Origin of the sequence: Marinococcus sp. PL1-022 (assembly GCF_033845285.1) — a bacterium.
Classification (GTDB): domain Bacteria; phylum Bacillota; class Bacilli; order Bacillales; family Marinococcaceae; genus Marinococcus.
Genome location: NZ_JAWXCX010000001.1, coordinates 2,326,371 through 2,341,238 on the forward strand (window position 1 = coordinate 2,326,371; position 14,868 = coordinate 2,341,238).

General features: G+C 45.3%; 13 protein-coding genes and 1 pseudogene. 7 read left to right on the forward strand and 7 right to left on the reverse strand.

Annotated elements, in window-relative coordinates:
* Positions 1 to 25: 25 nt before the first annotated feature.
* Complete coding sequence (locus SIC45_RS11970; protein ID WP_319632313.1) at positions 26 to 808, reverse strand: endo alpha-1,4 polygalactosaminidase; 783 nt, start codon at positions 806 to 808, stop codon at positions 26 to 28.
* 283 nt (positions 809 to 1,091) lie between these two features.
* Between SIC45_RS11970 and SIC45_RS11975 the strand changes: the two genes are divergently transcribed.
* The 5 genes from SIC45_RS11975 to pelG are packed head-to-tail and all read left to right on the forward strand — an operon-like array spanning position 1,092 to position 7,958.
* The gene (locus SIC45_RS11975) at positions 1,092 to 2,327 is read left to right on the forward strand and encodes a hypothetical protein (protein WP_319632314.1); all 1,236 of its coding nucleotides are present in this window, start codon (positions 1,092 to 1,094) and stop codon (positions 2,325 to 2,327) included.
* Positions 2,317 to 3,252 carry a hypothetical protein gene (locus SIC45_RS11980; protein WP_319632315.1) on the forward strand — a complete coding sequence of 312 codons (936 nt, stop codon included), beginning with the start codon at positions 2,317 to 2,319 and terminating at the stop codon, positions 3,250 to 3,252. Before SIC45_RS11975 ends, SIC45_RS11980 begins: the two co-directional genes overlap by 11 nt.
* Positions 3,249 to 5,087 carry a DUF2194 domain-containing protein gene (locus tag SIC45_RS11985; protein WP_319632316.1) on the forward strand — a complete coding sequence of 613 codons (1,839 nt, stop codon included), beginning with the start codon at positions 3,249 to 3,251 and terminating at the stop codon, positions 5,085 to 5,087. The genes SIC45_RS11980 and SIC45_RS11985 overlap by 4 nt, the downstream gene beginning before the upstream one ends.
* Positions 5,084 to 6,505 (forward strand): GT4 family glycosyltransferase PelF, encoded by a 1,422-nt coding sequence (gene pelF / locus SIC45_RS11990; protein WP_319632317.1) that lies wholly within the window; start codon positions 5,084 to 5,086, stop codon positions 6,503 to 6,505. The genes SIC45_RS11985 and pelF overlap by 4 nt, the downstream gene beginning before the upstream one ends.
* Entirely contained in the window at positions 6,486 to 7,958 is a 1,473-nt protein-coding gene (gene pelG, locus SIC45_RS11995) for an exopolysaccharide Pel transporter PelG (protein WP_319632318.1), read from the forward strand. Before pelF ends, pelG begins: the two co-directional genes overlap by 20 nt.
* 48 nt (positions 7,959 to 8,006) lie before the next feature.
* On the opposite strand, the gene SIC45_RS12000 is transcribed toward pelG, so the two are convergent.
* The 5 genes and pseudogenes from SIC45_RS12000 to SIC45_RS12020 all read right to left on the reverse strand — a co-directional run.
* A complete protein-coding gene (locus SIC45_RS12000; RefSeq protein ID WP_319632319.1) occupies positions 8,007 to 9,422 on the reverse strand; it encodes a right-handed parallel beta-helix repeat-containing protein in 1,416 nt (471 codons plus the stop codon).
* A 90-nt stretch (positions 9,423 to 9,512) separates the two neighbouring features.
* Positions 9,513 to 9,941, reverse strand: a complete 429-nt coding sequence (locus SIC45_RS12005; protein ID WP_319632320.1) for a hypothetical protein — start codon at positions 9,939 to 9,941, stop codon at positions 9,513 to 9,515.
* 13 nt (positions 9,942 to 9,954) lie between these two features.
* Positions 9,955 to 10,449 (reverse strand): DUF4188 domain-containing protein, encoded by a 495-nt coding sequence (locus SIC45_RS12010; protein WP_319632321.1) that lies wholly within the window; start codon positions 10,447 to 10,449, stop codon positions 9,955 to 9,957.
* Positions 10,450 to 10,584: 135 nt separating this feature from the next.
* A complete protein-coding gene (locus SIC45_RS12015; protein WP_319632322.1) occupies positions 10,585 to 11,424 on the reverse strand; it encodes a GGDEF domain-containing protein in 840 nt (279 codons plus the stop codon).
* 451 nt (positions 11,425 to 11,875) lie between these two features.
* Positions 11,876 to 11,980: pseudogene (locus SIC45_RS12020) on the reverse strand (citrate/2-methylcitrate synthase); the annotation flags it as partial.
* Positions 11,981 to 12,010: 30 nt separating this feature from the next.
* Between SIC45_RS12020 and SIC45_RS12025 the strand changes: the two are divergent.
* On the forward strand, positions 12,011 to 12,220 hold the full coding sequence (locus SIC45_RS12025) for a LysR substrate-binding domain-containing protein (RefSeq protein ID WP_319632323.1): 210 nt from the start codon (positions 12,011 to 12,013) through the stop codon (positions 12,218 to 12,220).
* A gap of 41 nt (positions 12,221 to 12,261) precedes the next feature.
* On the opposite strand, the gene SIC45_RS12030 is transcribed toward SIC45_RS12025, so the two are convergent.
* Positions 12,262 to 13,590: a DUF2252 domain-containing protein gene (locus tag SIC45_RS12030; RefSeq protein WP_319632324.1), complete on the reverse strand. Its 1,329-nt coding sequence runs from the start codon at positions 13,588 to 13,590 to the stop codon at positions 12,262 to 12,264.
* Between the two features lie 170 nt (positions 13,591 to 13,760).
* On the opposite strand from SIC45_RS12030, the gene SIC45_RS12035 reads away from it, so the two are divergent.
* Positions 13,761 to 14,864 (forward strand): AbrB family transcriptional regulator, encoded by a 1,104-nt coding sequence (locus SIC45_RS12035; RefSeq protein WP_319632325.1) that lies wholly within the window; start codon positions 13,761 to 13,763, stop codon positions 14,862 to 14,864.
* The last annotated feature ends 4 nt before the right edge of the window (positions 14,865 to 14,868 follow it).

Sequence of the window (14,868 nt, forward strand, 5' to 3'; positions counted from 1 at the left end):
TGCCGCTTAGTTTTTCTTTGCTCTCCTACCATTCATTATAACCACGCGGGGAGTGAAAATGGCAGAAGCCTTGAGACTCTGCATATCTTCGGCTTTCTTCCTCTTCACGTTCCGACACCGTGAGTACTTGAATTTTGTGTTTTTTCCGCAGCTTTTTTAATTTTGCAATTTTCTGCTGGGCCCATTCGTCGCCCGCGATCGCTGAATATTCAAATCCTTCCCACATAATACCGTTTACGAACGGATACGTAGTGGTGCTGAGTGTATCAAAACCCCAGTTCTGAATAATGGCCAGCTGCGGATGTTTTTCTTTAATACTCCCCATAAATGAAGCCATCGCCGCGCGCTGTTGCCACAGTGTTTCTGGATTGTTTTCATGCTCATCATCAATGTTTCCCACTGTGTCTAAAAATACACCGTCACATCCCTTGGCATGAATCTGCTTTGTGACTTCATTCATAAGGATTTGCCGGTAATGCTCTTCGTCCATATCCATCAGGTAGGACTCCCACTGTCTATAATATACGCGGCTTTCGCGGCGGTGAAAAAAATCTTTTTCCTCCATCTGTGTATATAAAGCCTCATTCCACCGGTCTGCTTCCATCGCATTAATGTAGCCGTAAACTTTTGTGCCTGCCCGCTGAATGTACTTCACCTGCTGCTTCGTATAATACACAGGCTCAATGATTACTACACCATAATTTTTCATTTCCCTGAGTATGTTTTTATTTGGCGAATCGTAAAAAATTTTGTAATTTTTCATTTTCGAAAGCGGAAAAGTACTGGAAGAAGCGGGTTTTCCCTTCATTAGAAAAGACTCATAAAAAAATACAGAAAAATTTGTAACAAAAATCATTTTTTGTGAGATAATACCCATAACGCTCCTCCTTATAGATAATAAATAAGCTTTGAAGCACAGAATTAGGACCGGTCCTTATTAAGTGCAGGGATTTATGAACCATGTCGTTGCGCCCTTAATATCATAATTTTAATTCTTTTGTAAGCATAAAGTTTTACTAAGCTTACTCTCGATGGGCGGCAATAGCAATATGGCACATAAATCTAATATAACTTTTTGAAGAGGTGATGGGATGATTTACACGCAGAAAAATGTGTGGAGAAAAGTTGTGGAGCTGCTCGTTGTTGTTCTTGTACTGGGAATTATCGATCAGGTATTCCAGCTGGGAATGCTTGGGTGGACACTTAATCCGTTTTTGTTTGTTATTTTGTTTTTCTCTTTGCGATACGGCATTAACATTGCCATCCTGAGTTTTTTCACGACCCTTGTATATCACGTTATAGCCACGTTTACAGCGGGAGATGATCTCTTTCTTCTGTTTTATGATACCGGGGACTATCTTTATTTATTGTTTTCCCTGCTTCTCGCTGTTATATGCGGTCTTTACAGTTCGTCCTACCGGGAACGCTATGAGAGCCTTACGTATACCCAGGATGAATTAAAGGATGATAATAAAGAACTGACGAAAACAATTAAAGAACTCGAGGATTCCCAGCGGGTCATGCAGGAAAAAGTACTGGACTCCGAGCATACTCTTGCCCAGATTTACCAGGTGGGCATCAAGCTGGATCAGCCTACCCCGGAGCTTGTGCGTAATGAAGCTATCGCAATTATCGCCGATTTATTTAAAGCGAATGACATTGCGATTTATCACGTAGACTCATCAAAAAGGTCCCTCCGGCTGAGAGTACGCCAGGGGAGCTCGCAGACACTCCCGCAAACCGTATTTTTAAGCGAAGAATCTTCTTTTTATCAACGTCTATTTACGGAAAAAGCAATCACCCTGCGAAACGTCAAAGACGAAAAAAATGCCCCGGTAATTGCAGGACCGATCGTTTATAACGAAGAAATCCAGGAAGTATTAATTATCGACCAGCTCGACTTTTCCCGTCTCACCACCCATGAAATCCAAATTATGTCCTTTGTGCTCGACTGGATTTCCAACCGTATCGAAAAAGCACGTGAGTGGCAGGCAAAGGATGAAGAGAAGCAAATGCTTTCAGGTACAAATATTTATTATAAAGATGCCTTTGATGCTCACGTTGCACAGCAGGACGTGCGTAAGGAGGAGTACGGCGTGCCTTACAGCACCGTAGTCATACAATTTGACCGCTTTGAGGGAATGTCTGTTGCCGAAGCTGAAGTTATTTTGCGGACTTACCTTCGTGAAATAGATATTATCGGCTTTGATTCCCGCCAGAGTAATCTTTACTTTCTCCTGCCCGGAACAGATGCTGAAAATGCGCAGGTCGTAGAAAAACGAATCAAGAAAGCCTTAAAAGAAAAAGGAGGCACTCATGCTGGGTAACCTTATACAGCCGACGATACTCGTTATTCTTTTTTACATCGTTCACGCCTGTATTTTATTTGCTGCGGCGAAGGCCGTGAAAAAAAGACTGCAGCCGCACCAGTACGGAGCCGTTATCTGGATTGTGTTAATCAGCTTCTTTCTTCCTTTACTCGGGGAAGCTTTCGGTCTTCTTGCCTGGTGGGCTTCCAGGCGGGTGGATTCAAACAAAATCGTTTCTGATTATACAGAGTATGTGAAGTTTCAGCCGATTAACCTGGAGCACTTGCGTTATGAAGCCAACGACAACAAAAATCTCACTCCGTTGACGGAAGCATTTACAAATGATGATCAGCCGGACCGTAAGAATCTAATGCTTAAGCTGATTAACTCCAACATTTCGGACAAAGGAAAGTATTTGAACCTCGGGCTCAATAATGACGATTCAGAGACCGTCCATTATGCCGCCACGACGATGAATCTTCTTGTCGATCGCTACGAAAAAAGCCTTGATACTGCGAAAGCGGAGCATGAGTATTTTCAAAGTGAAGAATCTCTCAGCAGATTGATGGGCATCTACCGGGGCTACCTGGACAGCCATCTGCTGGACGATCATTCGCAGGAGCATCTCCGCTATGTGTTCCTTCAGTTTTTGGAACAGGCAGCCAAGGATTTTCCCAGTCACATGGAAACTTTTAATCAGCTCGGCGATGTCTATCTACAGCTTGATTCCCCGACACAGGCAGTTAATACGTACATGTATATGCTTCAGGCTTTTCCACATGAAGCTGACGGCTATTTAAATTTGATTGAATACTACTATAACCAAAAAGACTGGACTGGGATCGGGCAGGTGCTTTCCCTTATGCATGAACATGTGGATCCGGATAAAATACCGGAAAACCGCCAGTACATTGTCCGGCAGATGGGAGGGATCGTTTCATGAAAAAACAGATGATGAAGTCAACGATCGGGCTCTTCGTTGTAATTTTAAGTATTCTTCTTGTTCTCCAGTTTATCAGGCTCGAGCGTTTTCAGCTTTGGCTCCCCCATCAGGCCTCCAACACAGAAGAAACAGAAACGATGAGTGCCGGCGGTGAAGAAGTGGCGGGAGAAAAAATGAATATCTATGTGCACAAAAATGACAGTGACCTCTCTGAAAATACATTAAATAACTTTGAATACGCTCTTGATTACGCCAAGGTGCCGTATACCGAAATTTCCGAGGAAGAAATTTCGAACCTGGAGCCCTCCCCTTACAATGTGCTCGTACTTGCCGGCGAACATGCGGAAGAATGGCCCTTTGAAGAAATAGAATCGTTCGTCGAAGAGGGCGGCCGTCTTTACATTGGCGCCCGCTTTATTGATACAAGGTACAATGAAATGCTTGGCATTGACGATGTGAATGACTTTAAAGGCGGTCTCACCGGTCTGACTTTTGAACAGGAACTCTTTCCGGGATACACTGATCTTGAGCCCGACTCGTTACTTCTTTCACACAGCATTGCCAACATGACTCTCCGTGAAGAAGCCGAGCCTTATCTTTCCGTAGAAGGAGATCCACTAATGTGGACTAATGAATACGGTGATGGCAAGGCTTTGTTCTGGAACACGACCGCTATGGCAGGAAAAAATACACGCGGCCTGCTGCTGCAGTCCCTTTCTATTCTCCCCCCTGCTTTTGCGAGCGCTCAGGCAGATATCAAAACTGTCCATATTGATGACTTCCCGGCGCCAGCTCCGGCAGAGGAAAATGAACAGATTACCGAGCAGTATGATATGTCTGTTGAAGATTTTTACACCGATGTCTGGTGGGAGGATATGAAACAAATCGGCATAGATCATGATTTTACGTATACTGGCCTCATGATTGGCACATACGAAGGAACGATGGATGCTACTGCAGAAGAGCTTATTGACAGAGACCGTTATCCAATGCTCTTTTTCGGCAGAAATGTGTATCGTCACGACGGAGAAATCGGTCTTCATGGATACAATCACCAGCCGCTTGTAACAGAAGACGAGCCGATGGATCCAGAGCTTTTGTACACACCGTGGGAAAGCAAAGAAAAAATGAACGAATCCCTTACGCGTGTCGAGAAAATATTCCATCACTATTATCCGGAAGAAGACTTTAAAACATATGTCCCTCCTTCCAATGTGTTAAATAGAACTGGAATTCAGGCTCTGCACGAGACGCTGCCAAGCATTAATACGATCGCCTCCCTATATACTGGTCAGGGCGAGGGAAGCTTTATCCAGGAATTCGAGGAGGACGGGGAGTACCCTTCCATCTATCACTTCCCACGTATATCAAGCGGGTACGGGGAAAGTGCGGAGAACCAGTTTATTCAAGCGGACGCAATTGCGAATTTTGGTGTCTTTTCCCACTTTATTCACCCGGATGACGTGCTCGATCCAGACCGTGCCTATGGCGAAGGATGGCCGGACATGAAAGTTCAGCTTAAGAACATGGCAAAATTTGTGGAAGCCACCTATCCTTACCTTGACAGCATGACTCAGGCTCAGGCGACCGAACGGATGAAAAGCTATCAGGCCTCAAGCCTTGAAGTCACGTACAATGAAGACAGGATTACGATTCAGGGAGAAGACCTGGTTGAGCCATCCACTATGATGCTTCGTGTCAATAAAGGCACTTCCATCGACACGGGTAGCTTTGATTTCGGTTCAATCGAAGCCTATGGCGAGACCGGCACACTGTACCGTCTGACTCTTGAAGAGCCACAGGCCGAAATTCCATTAAAGGATGATGCTTCATGAAAATAGGCATGGTTGTAGAAGGCAGCTATCCGTACGTCAGCGGCGGGGTGGCCAGCTGGGTGCAGATGCTCGTTAAACAGATGCCCGAGCATGAATTCGTCATTATCGCCATCACCCCGGAGCCGATCTCGCCGGAGGATTACCGCTACGAACTGCCAGGCAACATTTCGCAGGTGCTTAATCTCCCGCTTAATATGCAGCAGCCAAGGCGGCAGCGGAATTTCTCCCTGACCCCGGCAGACGAAGAAGCCATCACCGAGTGGATGAAGTTTGAATCCGTCCGTTCGGATGCGCTTCTTGCTTTAGGCCAAAAGCTTGGAGGCACAGAAAACTTTTTCTCCAGCGGCCTGTTCTGGGAGATTGTCCAGCAGAGCTACGATAAAGAAAGACAGTCCGGCTCATTTATCGATTATTTCTGGATGTGGCGCGGCATGTTCGCGCCCGTTATCGAGCTGCTTCAGTTTTCGTTTCCTGACCTTGATATTGTTCACTCGGCTTCAACGGGATACGCCGGTATGGTGGCTGCTGCTATCAAAAAGCAGCAGGAGATCCCGTACCTGCTGACCGAGCACGGAATTTATTCCAGGGAGCGGGAGGAAGAAATCCTTCAGGCTGACTGGATACCGGATTACTATAAGCAGCGCTGGATCACGTTTTTTCACCATCTTTCACGCCAGGCGTATAAAGAAGCGGACGACGTCATTACACTGTTTGCCCGTAATGGAGAGCTGCAGGAGGAGATTGGCGCCGATCCGGCTAAAATTGAAATCATCCCGAATGGAATTGACTACGCCCGCTTATCGCTTGTAGAAAAGGATAAACATCCTCATTCCTATGTTCATATTGGTGCCATCGTACGTGTTGTCCCTATTAAAGACATTAAGACAATGATTCATGCCGGGAATATTTTAAAAAGCCGGTCCGTTCCTTTTAAGCTCACCATTATGGGGCCGCTAGATGAAGATCTCGAGTACGCCGGTGAGTGCCGGCGCCTTGTTGACCAGCTTGGTCTCCAGGATCACGTCTTTCTTGTCGGAAAAGTTAATATTACCGATTACCTGCCTACCTTTGATGTGTGCCTGCTGACAAGTATTTCTGAAGGCCAGCCTCTTGCCGTTCTCGAAGGCATGGCAGCAGGTCTTCCATTTATTGCAACAAATGTCGGCTCCTGCTCGGAACTTATTCACGGCCGGGAAGGTGATCCTTACGGGCCCGCCGGCTTTGTCGTTCCCCCGGTTAACCCGGAGCAGGTTGCCCAGCGCTGCGAATGGATCTATCAGCACCCGGAGGAAGCGGAAAAGTTCGGCCGAAACGGGCAGAACCGGGTCGAAGCGTATTATCAGATTCACCAGTTTATTCAGGAATACACGGAACGTTATCATCAAAGGGGGCTCGAATATGGCCGGCATAGGGTTTAAGCTTCAGCAGCTGTTCCAGGAAGACTATTTTTCCTCCAGGATGAAAGCTTATGCTTTCGCCGGCCTGGTAACGGCCGGGCCCTGGATTGTCGTTATCGCTACGATTGCGATGATCCAATGGTTTTCCATGGTGTTTCTTCCTGTCACGCTGCAGGAAAGAGAGCTGTTCAATTTATCTATTTCCTATTCGTTTATATTTTCCCAGGTGCTGTTTGGCATCCAGCAGCTGGTAGTCACGCGGTACATCGCGGATCTATTTTATGAAAAAAAGACAAATAAAGTGTTTCCAACATTTCTCGGCATGACGAAAGTAACTCTTATTCTGGCGTTAACCGCCTGGCTTATCTTTATATGGATAAGCTCTCTGCCATTTCTGTATGAGCTTTTGCTCCTTGTATTATTTGTTACCATTAACTTGATCTGGGTACTATTTTTATTCTTAAGTGCCGCAAAGTTTTACCAGGCTGTCGCCTACAGCTTTTTGTCCGGTGCAGTAATTGCGGTCGGTATGGTATTTCTTCTCGGCCGCTCTGCAGAAGCTTTTACGTTTATTCCGCACGCTACGAGCTTTATGCTTGTGCTCGGCTTTACGAGCGGCATGATTGTCACATTGTTCGGGCTGCTGTTTTCAATGCTGATTACGTTTCCACTTCATACATCAGACAGCCAGTTTCACTACGTCAGCTATTTCGACAAATACCCAACTTTATTTTGGACTGGGTTTTTATATAATGTAGGCATCTGGGTGTGTAACTGGATTATCTGGTTTGGAGAAGGCAGATCCATTCTTCTCGATTCTTTCGTCTATAACCGGGTATATGATACAGCAATTTTTTGGTCATACCTCACGATTATTCCTACGTTGATTATATTTGTCGTCTCGGTAGAGACCCGTTTCTACGAGCGGTACCGTTCGTTTTACGGCTACATTAACCAGGGTGGGACACTTCAGCAGATCAAAACATCAAAAGAATCCATGCAGTATGTCTTAAAGGAGGAGCTTGAAAGGCTTGTGCGCAGTCAGGGCTTGATTTCGATAGTAATCATTCTATCGATCGGCTACGTTACGACCCTTGTACCGATCGAGGACGATATTATCTCGATCTTCCGTTTTACGACGGTCGGGGCGTTTTCAAACGCTATGGTTCTTGTACTGACGCTCATTCTTCTTTACTTTGAAGACCGGCGTGGCGCGATGATTACTTCCATCCTGTTTTTCTCGTTAAACGCCGTCCTCACCTTCCTGCTGCTTCCTTTCGGGTTTAACGGCTATGGGCTAAGCTTCGCGCTCGGATCGAGCGGGGCTCTGCTGTTTGCGCTGCTACGTCTCGCGTACTTTATTGAAAAAGTCGATTACTTCGCTTTTTGCAACCCGAATAACCTTGAACGCCCAAATCCACCGACATTGTTTACTAAACTCAGTCAGTGGATGAACAAGCGGACTATCCTTTAAACGCATAAGAAAAGCCGGACGGATATCAGTTATCCGTCCGGCTCTTTTTTATTCAATGACGTCACGTGCCGGGGACTCCTGGGACAATTCAAAATTGTAATTAGAGGCGTTTTTATACTGCGGGTTCACATAACGGGAATCGTTGTCACTGCCAATCAGGGACTTAAATTCCTTAAGCGTGGAGGCCTGCTCGTTTTCCCAAATCCAAATACCTTCTTTGCCCTTCTCCCGGTGATACACATTCCGGTCAAATTCGTTATCCGTGTTGTCTTCAAAGTAGTTTGCCACAAATACACGGGAGCTTCCTGCTGTTAATATATTATTTTCAATTCTGTTGTTTTCCGTATCATTTTGCAGCAGCAGCTGTCCGCCGTCCAAATCATTTGTATCGTTACGGTATATAATGTTTTCTGTAATCGTGCTGTTCTTTGTCCCGCCCCGTTTTTCATCATACCCGCCGATGGAGATCCCGGTAAAAATGTTTTCATAAACTGTATTCCCGGTAATCCTGATATTATCCGCCTGTTCCCCGTCCTGCTCCGAGGTCGCTTCAATACCCAGATCGTTCCTGTATACCGTGTTGTTTTGAATGTCAATATCGTTGCCGCCATCTACATAAATGCCCCCCGCGGCATAAACATCCCCCTCCCCATAAGCCGGATTGCCGTACGAAGAGTTATCATAAACGGTATTGTTTTCCACTGTCCCATCCCGGGTGTAATCAAGCTCTGGGTCGTCTCCAACGTCCTCGTACCCAATCATGTCAATTCCAATGTTATCGTTATGGCGTACGGTATTTGAAGCAATCGTAAAATCTTCTACGTTTCCATTTAAAACGACTGCTTCGCTTGAGCCGAGCACAAGGTTTTCCACCGTGTTGTTAATAATTTCGACATCGGTGATCGCTTCCCGGCCATATACTGCGATACCGTGGGCGTTACCGCTGTCTGCATTCGTTTCAATACCACGGATGTGATTATTATCGAGCGTAATTCCTTCGGCGCTGTCATGCACGAAAATACCTACCGGTGTTTCGTTGTTAAGCTCTGTCGATAAATTCTGAATGGTGAACCCACGAATGGTAATATGATTCTGTTTTTCGATATGAATCATTGCTGTTATACCTGCTTCGTCTTCCATTTCTTCACCGCTTAAAATTACGCCTTCGTCTTCATATGCTTCAAATGTAACCGGGTTCGAGGCGCTGCCGCTTTGCGAGACTTCCAGCGGTTCTTCGTACGTCCCCCCTCTGACATAGACGGTTGTTCCAGGCTCCGCCTGTTCAGAGGCTGCATTCAACGTCTGCAGCGGTGCCGACTTGCTTCCGTCATTACTGTCATCCCCGTCCGTTGCTACATAAAGACAGGAGTTAGCGGCTGCCTGTGTGCATTCTGAAAAGATTAATACTCCTGCTGTAATACCCCCCGCAATAAGAAGCGTCAGGGCGATCCATAGTTTTTTCATATAATCGGCTCACTTTTTGTCGAAGATGCCCTTAATATTTTATATAGGGATGATGCTGTTATTATTATACGCTATAGCAAGAGGTAAGTCCTAGTTTATGTTGGAATTTTTATTTTTTATTAATCCAATCCCAAGCATTATTAAACCAGCGACAAGAAGTACTGCTCCTGCGTAAGCAGCATATATAAATGCGTTCGGCTCTGTCGCCTGCGGATCCAATACTGAAAAGAAAAAACCGGCCGGCAGCAGTATGGCCGACAGTGGAATGCTGTGGCGGATAAATCTTTTTGCCTTCGGCCCGTAGAAAGTACGATCCACGTATAAGAGTATGACCAGTGAAAGGATAAGAAGAACCCCTGCGTGCGCATGCCCGGCACGAAATAAATCCTGCCGGAGCGGATTATTTACGTAGCCTGCATCTTTAGAAACAATCATTTGAAGCAGACTAACCCCTCCGTAAATAACTGTGGGCAATACTATTACCAGCCAGCCTGCTGTTTTGCGGCTCTCTTCCTCCACCTTTTCCCCCTCCTTATGAACCAGGCTGTTTTCCGGCCGTCCGGTCTATTCGTTCTTTGGCTGTGCCGGTCGCTTTGGTTACTGGCTCAGTGCCAAGCGCTTTGCCGAGACCAAAGGGCGGCATGTTTACATAAATCGATTCGTAAGAACCTTTGGGCACTATATATGTTTCATGATAAATACCGACAGCACTGTTTCCTTTTGTTCTTTTGTTAAATGTCCGCCATGCCTTTAAATGCTTTGGCCCCCTCGCATATGCAAACAATTCCTCCTTGGAATTCCAGTACTGGATCATCATCGTTGTTGGAAGCTGAAGATAGCTTTGCACGCCCAGGCAGCCAATTTCTTTGTTTATGGATAGTTCTTTAATCATCGGGGGCATCGCGAGCAATACCGGAAGCCACTTATGGATGGCCCGCCATTTATTAATCCTCATCCCTATAACAAATACAGTTACTCCCTGGTCCTCTGTCGTTGTATATCTGCCGCTCATAATTTTACTGCTCATCCTGATCCCGCCTCTCATTGTAGTTCTCCTCGAAATACCAATCACTGCACATCTCTTCTTTATCATACTCTCCTTTTATTGCTGCGGGCTGTATTTGAGAAAAAAACTCTCCAGCTTTTTTAAGCTGAAGAGTTTTTAAATTTCCACCGATTCATGGATAGTCGTACAATTCCGGCCTTTTTGCTTCGCGCTGTATAGTGCCCGGTCAGCCTCATTAATAACTTCCTCGATATTGCGTCCTTTTTTCCATTTCGCTATCCCTACTGATACCGTTACCGATACTGCTTCATTATAGTGCAGGAGGGGAGGCGTGATCATTCCCTGCTTAATACTGTCTGCGAGCATGCCTGCTTCTTTGTCACCTGAGGCCTCCGCCGCAGCCAAAAATTCCTCTCCGCCCCAACGGGAGACAAAGCCTTTATTCTCAAGATTTGCTGCAATAACTTTAGAAACATGCACGATGACAGCGTCCCCCACAGCATGTCCATATTGATCATTAATCGTTTTAAAATAGTCAATATCAATCATCATAACGCAGAAATTTTGTTCTGTTTCCATCTTCTCAGCTATACGCTCATACATTTTCCGTCTTGTAAAAAGTCCAGTGAGCGTATCAGTCGCTGCCATACGTTCAAGCTCTCCGTTCATTTGATGAAGGTTTTGTATCATTTGATCGATATTACTACGAAAAATATATCCTAATAAAGCGATAATGCAAAGGACGCTGACCATGTTAATAAGGTGAAGCATATAAGTCAATTCCTCGCCCATCGTTTGAATGCCCGTCTGTGTAAAATGATACAAAAGAGCATAATAAATAATAAGTATAATAGCGGCAAGCCCCTTAATAAGGCGGGCCCCCGGGAAGAGAAACACCCCAAACGCAATGATAAATATATAATAATGAAACCCTGAATCCCAACTAAGATAGACAGCTGAAATGGTGGCATGAATAAAAATATTTAGAATAGTCATAAGGAAATATAGTGCATAATATCCCTTTTTCACCAGCAAAAACGCGAATGTGCAAAATACTGCACTTATAAAATTAACTCCCGCCAAAATATACATGTCCAACCATATAAAACAAAGAAACCAAAGAATATGCGCCCAGAGGGTGATATGTAACGCGTAATGTATAGTTGTTTTATACAATTGCATTTCTGAATTTTGTTCATTCAAGGCTTTCACCTCTCCTCTATCGCACAATCAAATATAAGCAGGAGATTTCACAAAGGGATTTTCAACAATAATCAATGTTTTAATATATAAGATTTCCAAATATGTAGATCTTTAGTCTTATTCTATCATTATTACTACTCGTTGTCTTATAATTCATTTGTTTAGTATGAAAATTTTTTATGCTTATTTATAGAAAAAGACCGCTTCTCAGCGGCCTCCTTTTACTTTTTATTTATTTGCCAATTTACACAGACTGAGGCCGTATAATCCTGTTGTTTGCCCGTTGTTCTGCTATATGAGCACTCCAGCCAACACTTCGTGAAAGAGCGAATGTGGGAGTAAACAAGCTTTATTGATAATATTTTATTATTAAAGGAGGATGGAGGTTTCCCAGAGTCACGTAACAAAACGCTTTATCGAGGAAGGGCTCGGTGTTTCTTTTCTTCCACGTTCTGCAGTAAGGCGGGAGCTTGCAGAAGGAAGAGTGCTTCATGTGGATGCCCCGGAATTCGACCTTCCGCAGGCTTCGACTCACCTGCTGTATAAGTACACCAGTGAAGAAATTATTCAGTTTCTTGCTTATGTATAGAAAAAAGCGCCGGCTTTTCCGCCGGCACCGTTGATTTCTCTTTATTCGAAGCTTTCCTTCAGCCATTCAAGAAAGAGCTCGTAATCCTCTTCTACACGCTCCTTATAAAACCTTGACCATGTAACCATTTCCTCAATAAAAATTTCTTCGTCATTTCCAATGGCTTTTAATATTTCATTTTCGCTGTGATAATCAAGCAGCCCCTGAGCAATATCAACATCCGCCCGGGCATGAACCTTTGCCGATATTTTCCCCATCGTTTTCACCGTACGGTGCATTCGTTTTGGCTTTTCCAAATGCTTGTTCTTTAAATCTTTGTCGTACGGTGACCGTTCCCGTACGTAGTAGTCACGGTTTTGAAGCGTAAAATAGCCTAAATAAGGGTCAGCCAGGTGGTGCATCGCCCGCTGGGTTTTAATCACCCGCTTACCCTGATGCTTATTTGTCGTCCAGAACGTTTCTTCATACGGAAAAAAGTAAGCCGGGATCGGCGTCCGCGCTTCCTTTGCTTCCAAAATAACATGGTCCTCTCCGCCTTCAATCAAAATGTAAAAGCGCTTCAGACCGGTGGACCCGATGCCGGCTCCTGTCTTTTTCACTATATCTTTGATTTCATAATGCCCTTCGTTCTGGTAGCTTTCCTCTGCCAGACTGCCTAAATACTGATCCCAGATTTTTATTATTTCCTGGTGCTCTTTGTCAGTCACTGAATCGAGTTTTGATTTTTCCCGTTCAAATATACGGTCGCCGCTGTCATTGACAATGGTCTGCTTGTCGAGCTCATGAGTAGCTTTTCGGTCCTCAAGCTTTTCAAGCGTCTTTTTGATTGGCTGCTTTGTATTTTTTGAAGTAAACTGTGTTTCCACCGGATTCTTTTTACCTTTTTTAAATTTTTTCAGACGCTTGTAGTACGCTTCTAAATACGTCCGCACGAAAGCATCCCGCTCCTCATCGCCAAATCCCTGCTGCATGGCAAAAAGCCGGATACTGACCACCATACGGAGCACGTCATACAGATAAGAACCAAGATAGCCCTCATCAAAATCATCCACATCAAAAACAATTTCTCCATTCTCATTCTGAAAGCTGCTGAAGTTCTCCATATGCATATCGCCCATAATCCAGGTCGGCCTGTCTTCTGGTGTATGATGCCGGAACGGAATGTTAACTACATCGTAGTAAAACAAATAGGCACTTCCCCGGAAGAAGCTGTAGGGGTCCTGCTTCATCTTGACGTATTTCGCCTTACGGCGGGTTTTGTTCAGATTCATCAGCCGGTCATCGAATTGATCCAGAATGGTTGCAAGCGTCTGCTTGCGAAGGTACTTTTTTGTCGTATAAAAATCCAGTTCTTTATTATGTTCCGCCACAAAATCTCCCCTTTTTATGAGATCCATTATTTTCTATCGTACCATGTTAAAGTGCCAGTATCACCTTCCGTCTTTTTCTCTTTAGTATCCTTGCTGTTCTTCGAAGCCTGGTTATTTTTATGCTACAATCACTTTAATCTATGCTACTAATCAATAAAGAAGGTCTTTGTATGTTTTCTGATTCTACATGTGTGCAGCCGGTCTGGCTGCGTCTTTTTGTTACTGCAGCAGCTGCCTGCGCTGGCGGCTTCTTCTTTTCCCTCCTGAATATTCCAGTGCCCTGGCTGCTCGGGCCGATGGCGGTCGTATTATTTCTTTCGAAGCTCCCACGCGCGCAGATGTACTGGCCACAGTCTTTTCGAAATACCGGATTAATAATTGTCGGCTATACGATCGGCCTGGCGTTTACGATGGAGACCTTTTATCAAATCGGCACTCAGCTGCCAATGATGATTGGGCTGACGATGCTGCTTCTTTTGTTTTCCGGATTGATGGCCTTCGGGTTTGCTTCTCTTTCCGGGGTTTCCCTGCCCACGGCTTTGACCGGGAGCATTCCGGGCGGTCTGTCACAGATGGTGACTCTCGCGGAAGAAGAAAAGCAGATTGATATTACGATCGTGACCTTTATGCAGGTGACCCGGATTATCTTAATAATGTTTTTAGTCCCCGTGCTTGCGGTGAGTCCGTTATTTACAGACGGAAATGCGGCGTCCGGCGGAAGCTCCGTTCAGACCGCGGCCTCCTGGGACGGTCTTTTTCCTTCAGCGCTTCTGTTTCTTGGCCTCTGCCTCGCCGCGGCCTGGGCCGGACAAAAGCTCCGGCTGCCCACGTCCTATATGCTCGCTCCTATGCTTGTGATGATTGCTGTTACGCTTATCGGCCTCCAGGCGCCGGCACTGCCGGTTATCATAACGAACGGAGCCCAGCTGTTGATTGGCACCTACTTTGGCCTGCTGCTCCGGCCCGAACAGCTTCAGCATAAAGCAAGAATTGGAGCGCTGACCGTAACGGGCGGAGTCGTTCTGATCGCCGGGGCATTCAGTCTCAGCCTGATTTTGGAGCACCTGCACCATGTTTCTCCCGCTACTGCCTTGTTAAGTCTAGCTCCCGGCGGCATGGACCAGATGGGCATTATCGGCCGGGAGGTAAACGCCGACATTTCCATTGTCATCTGCTACCAGCTGTTTCGCATTCTGTTCATTTTTATAGCCGTGCCTCCAATACTTCGGTGGCTGTTTAAATGGATCAGAAAAAGAGAAGCATTGAAAAATTAAAAGT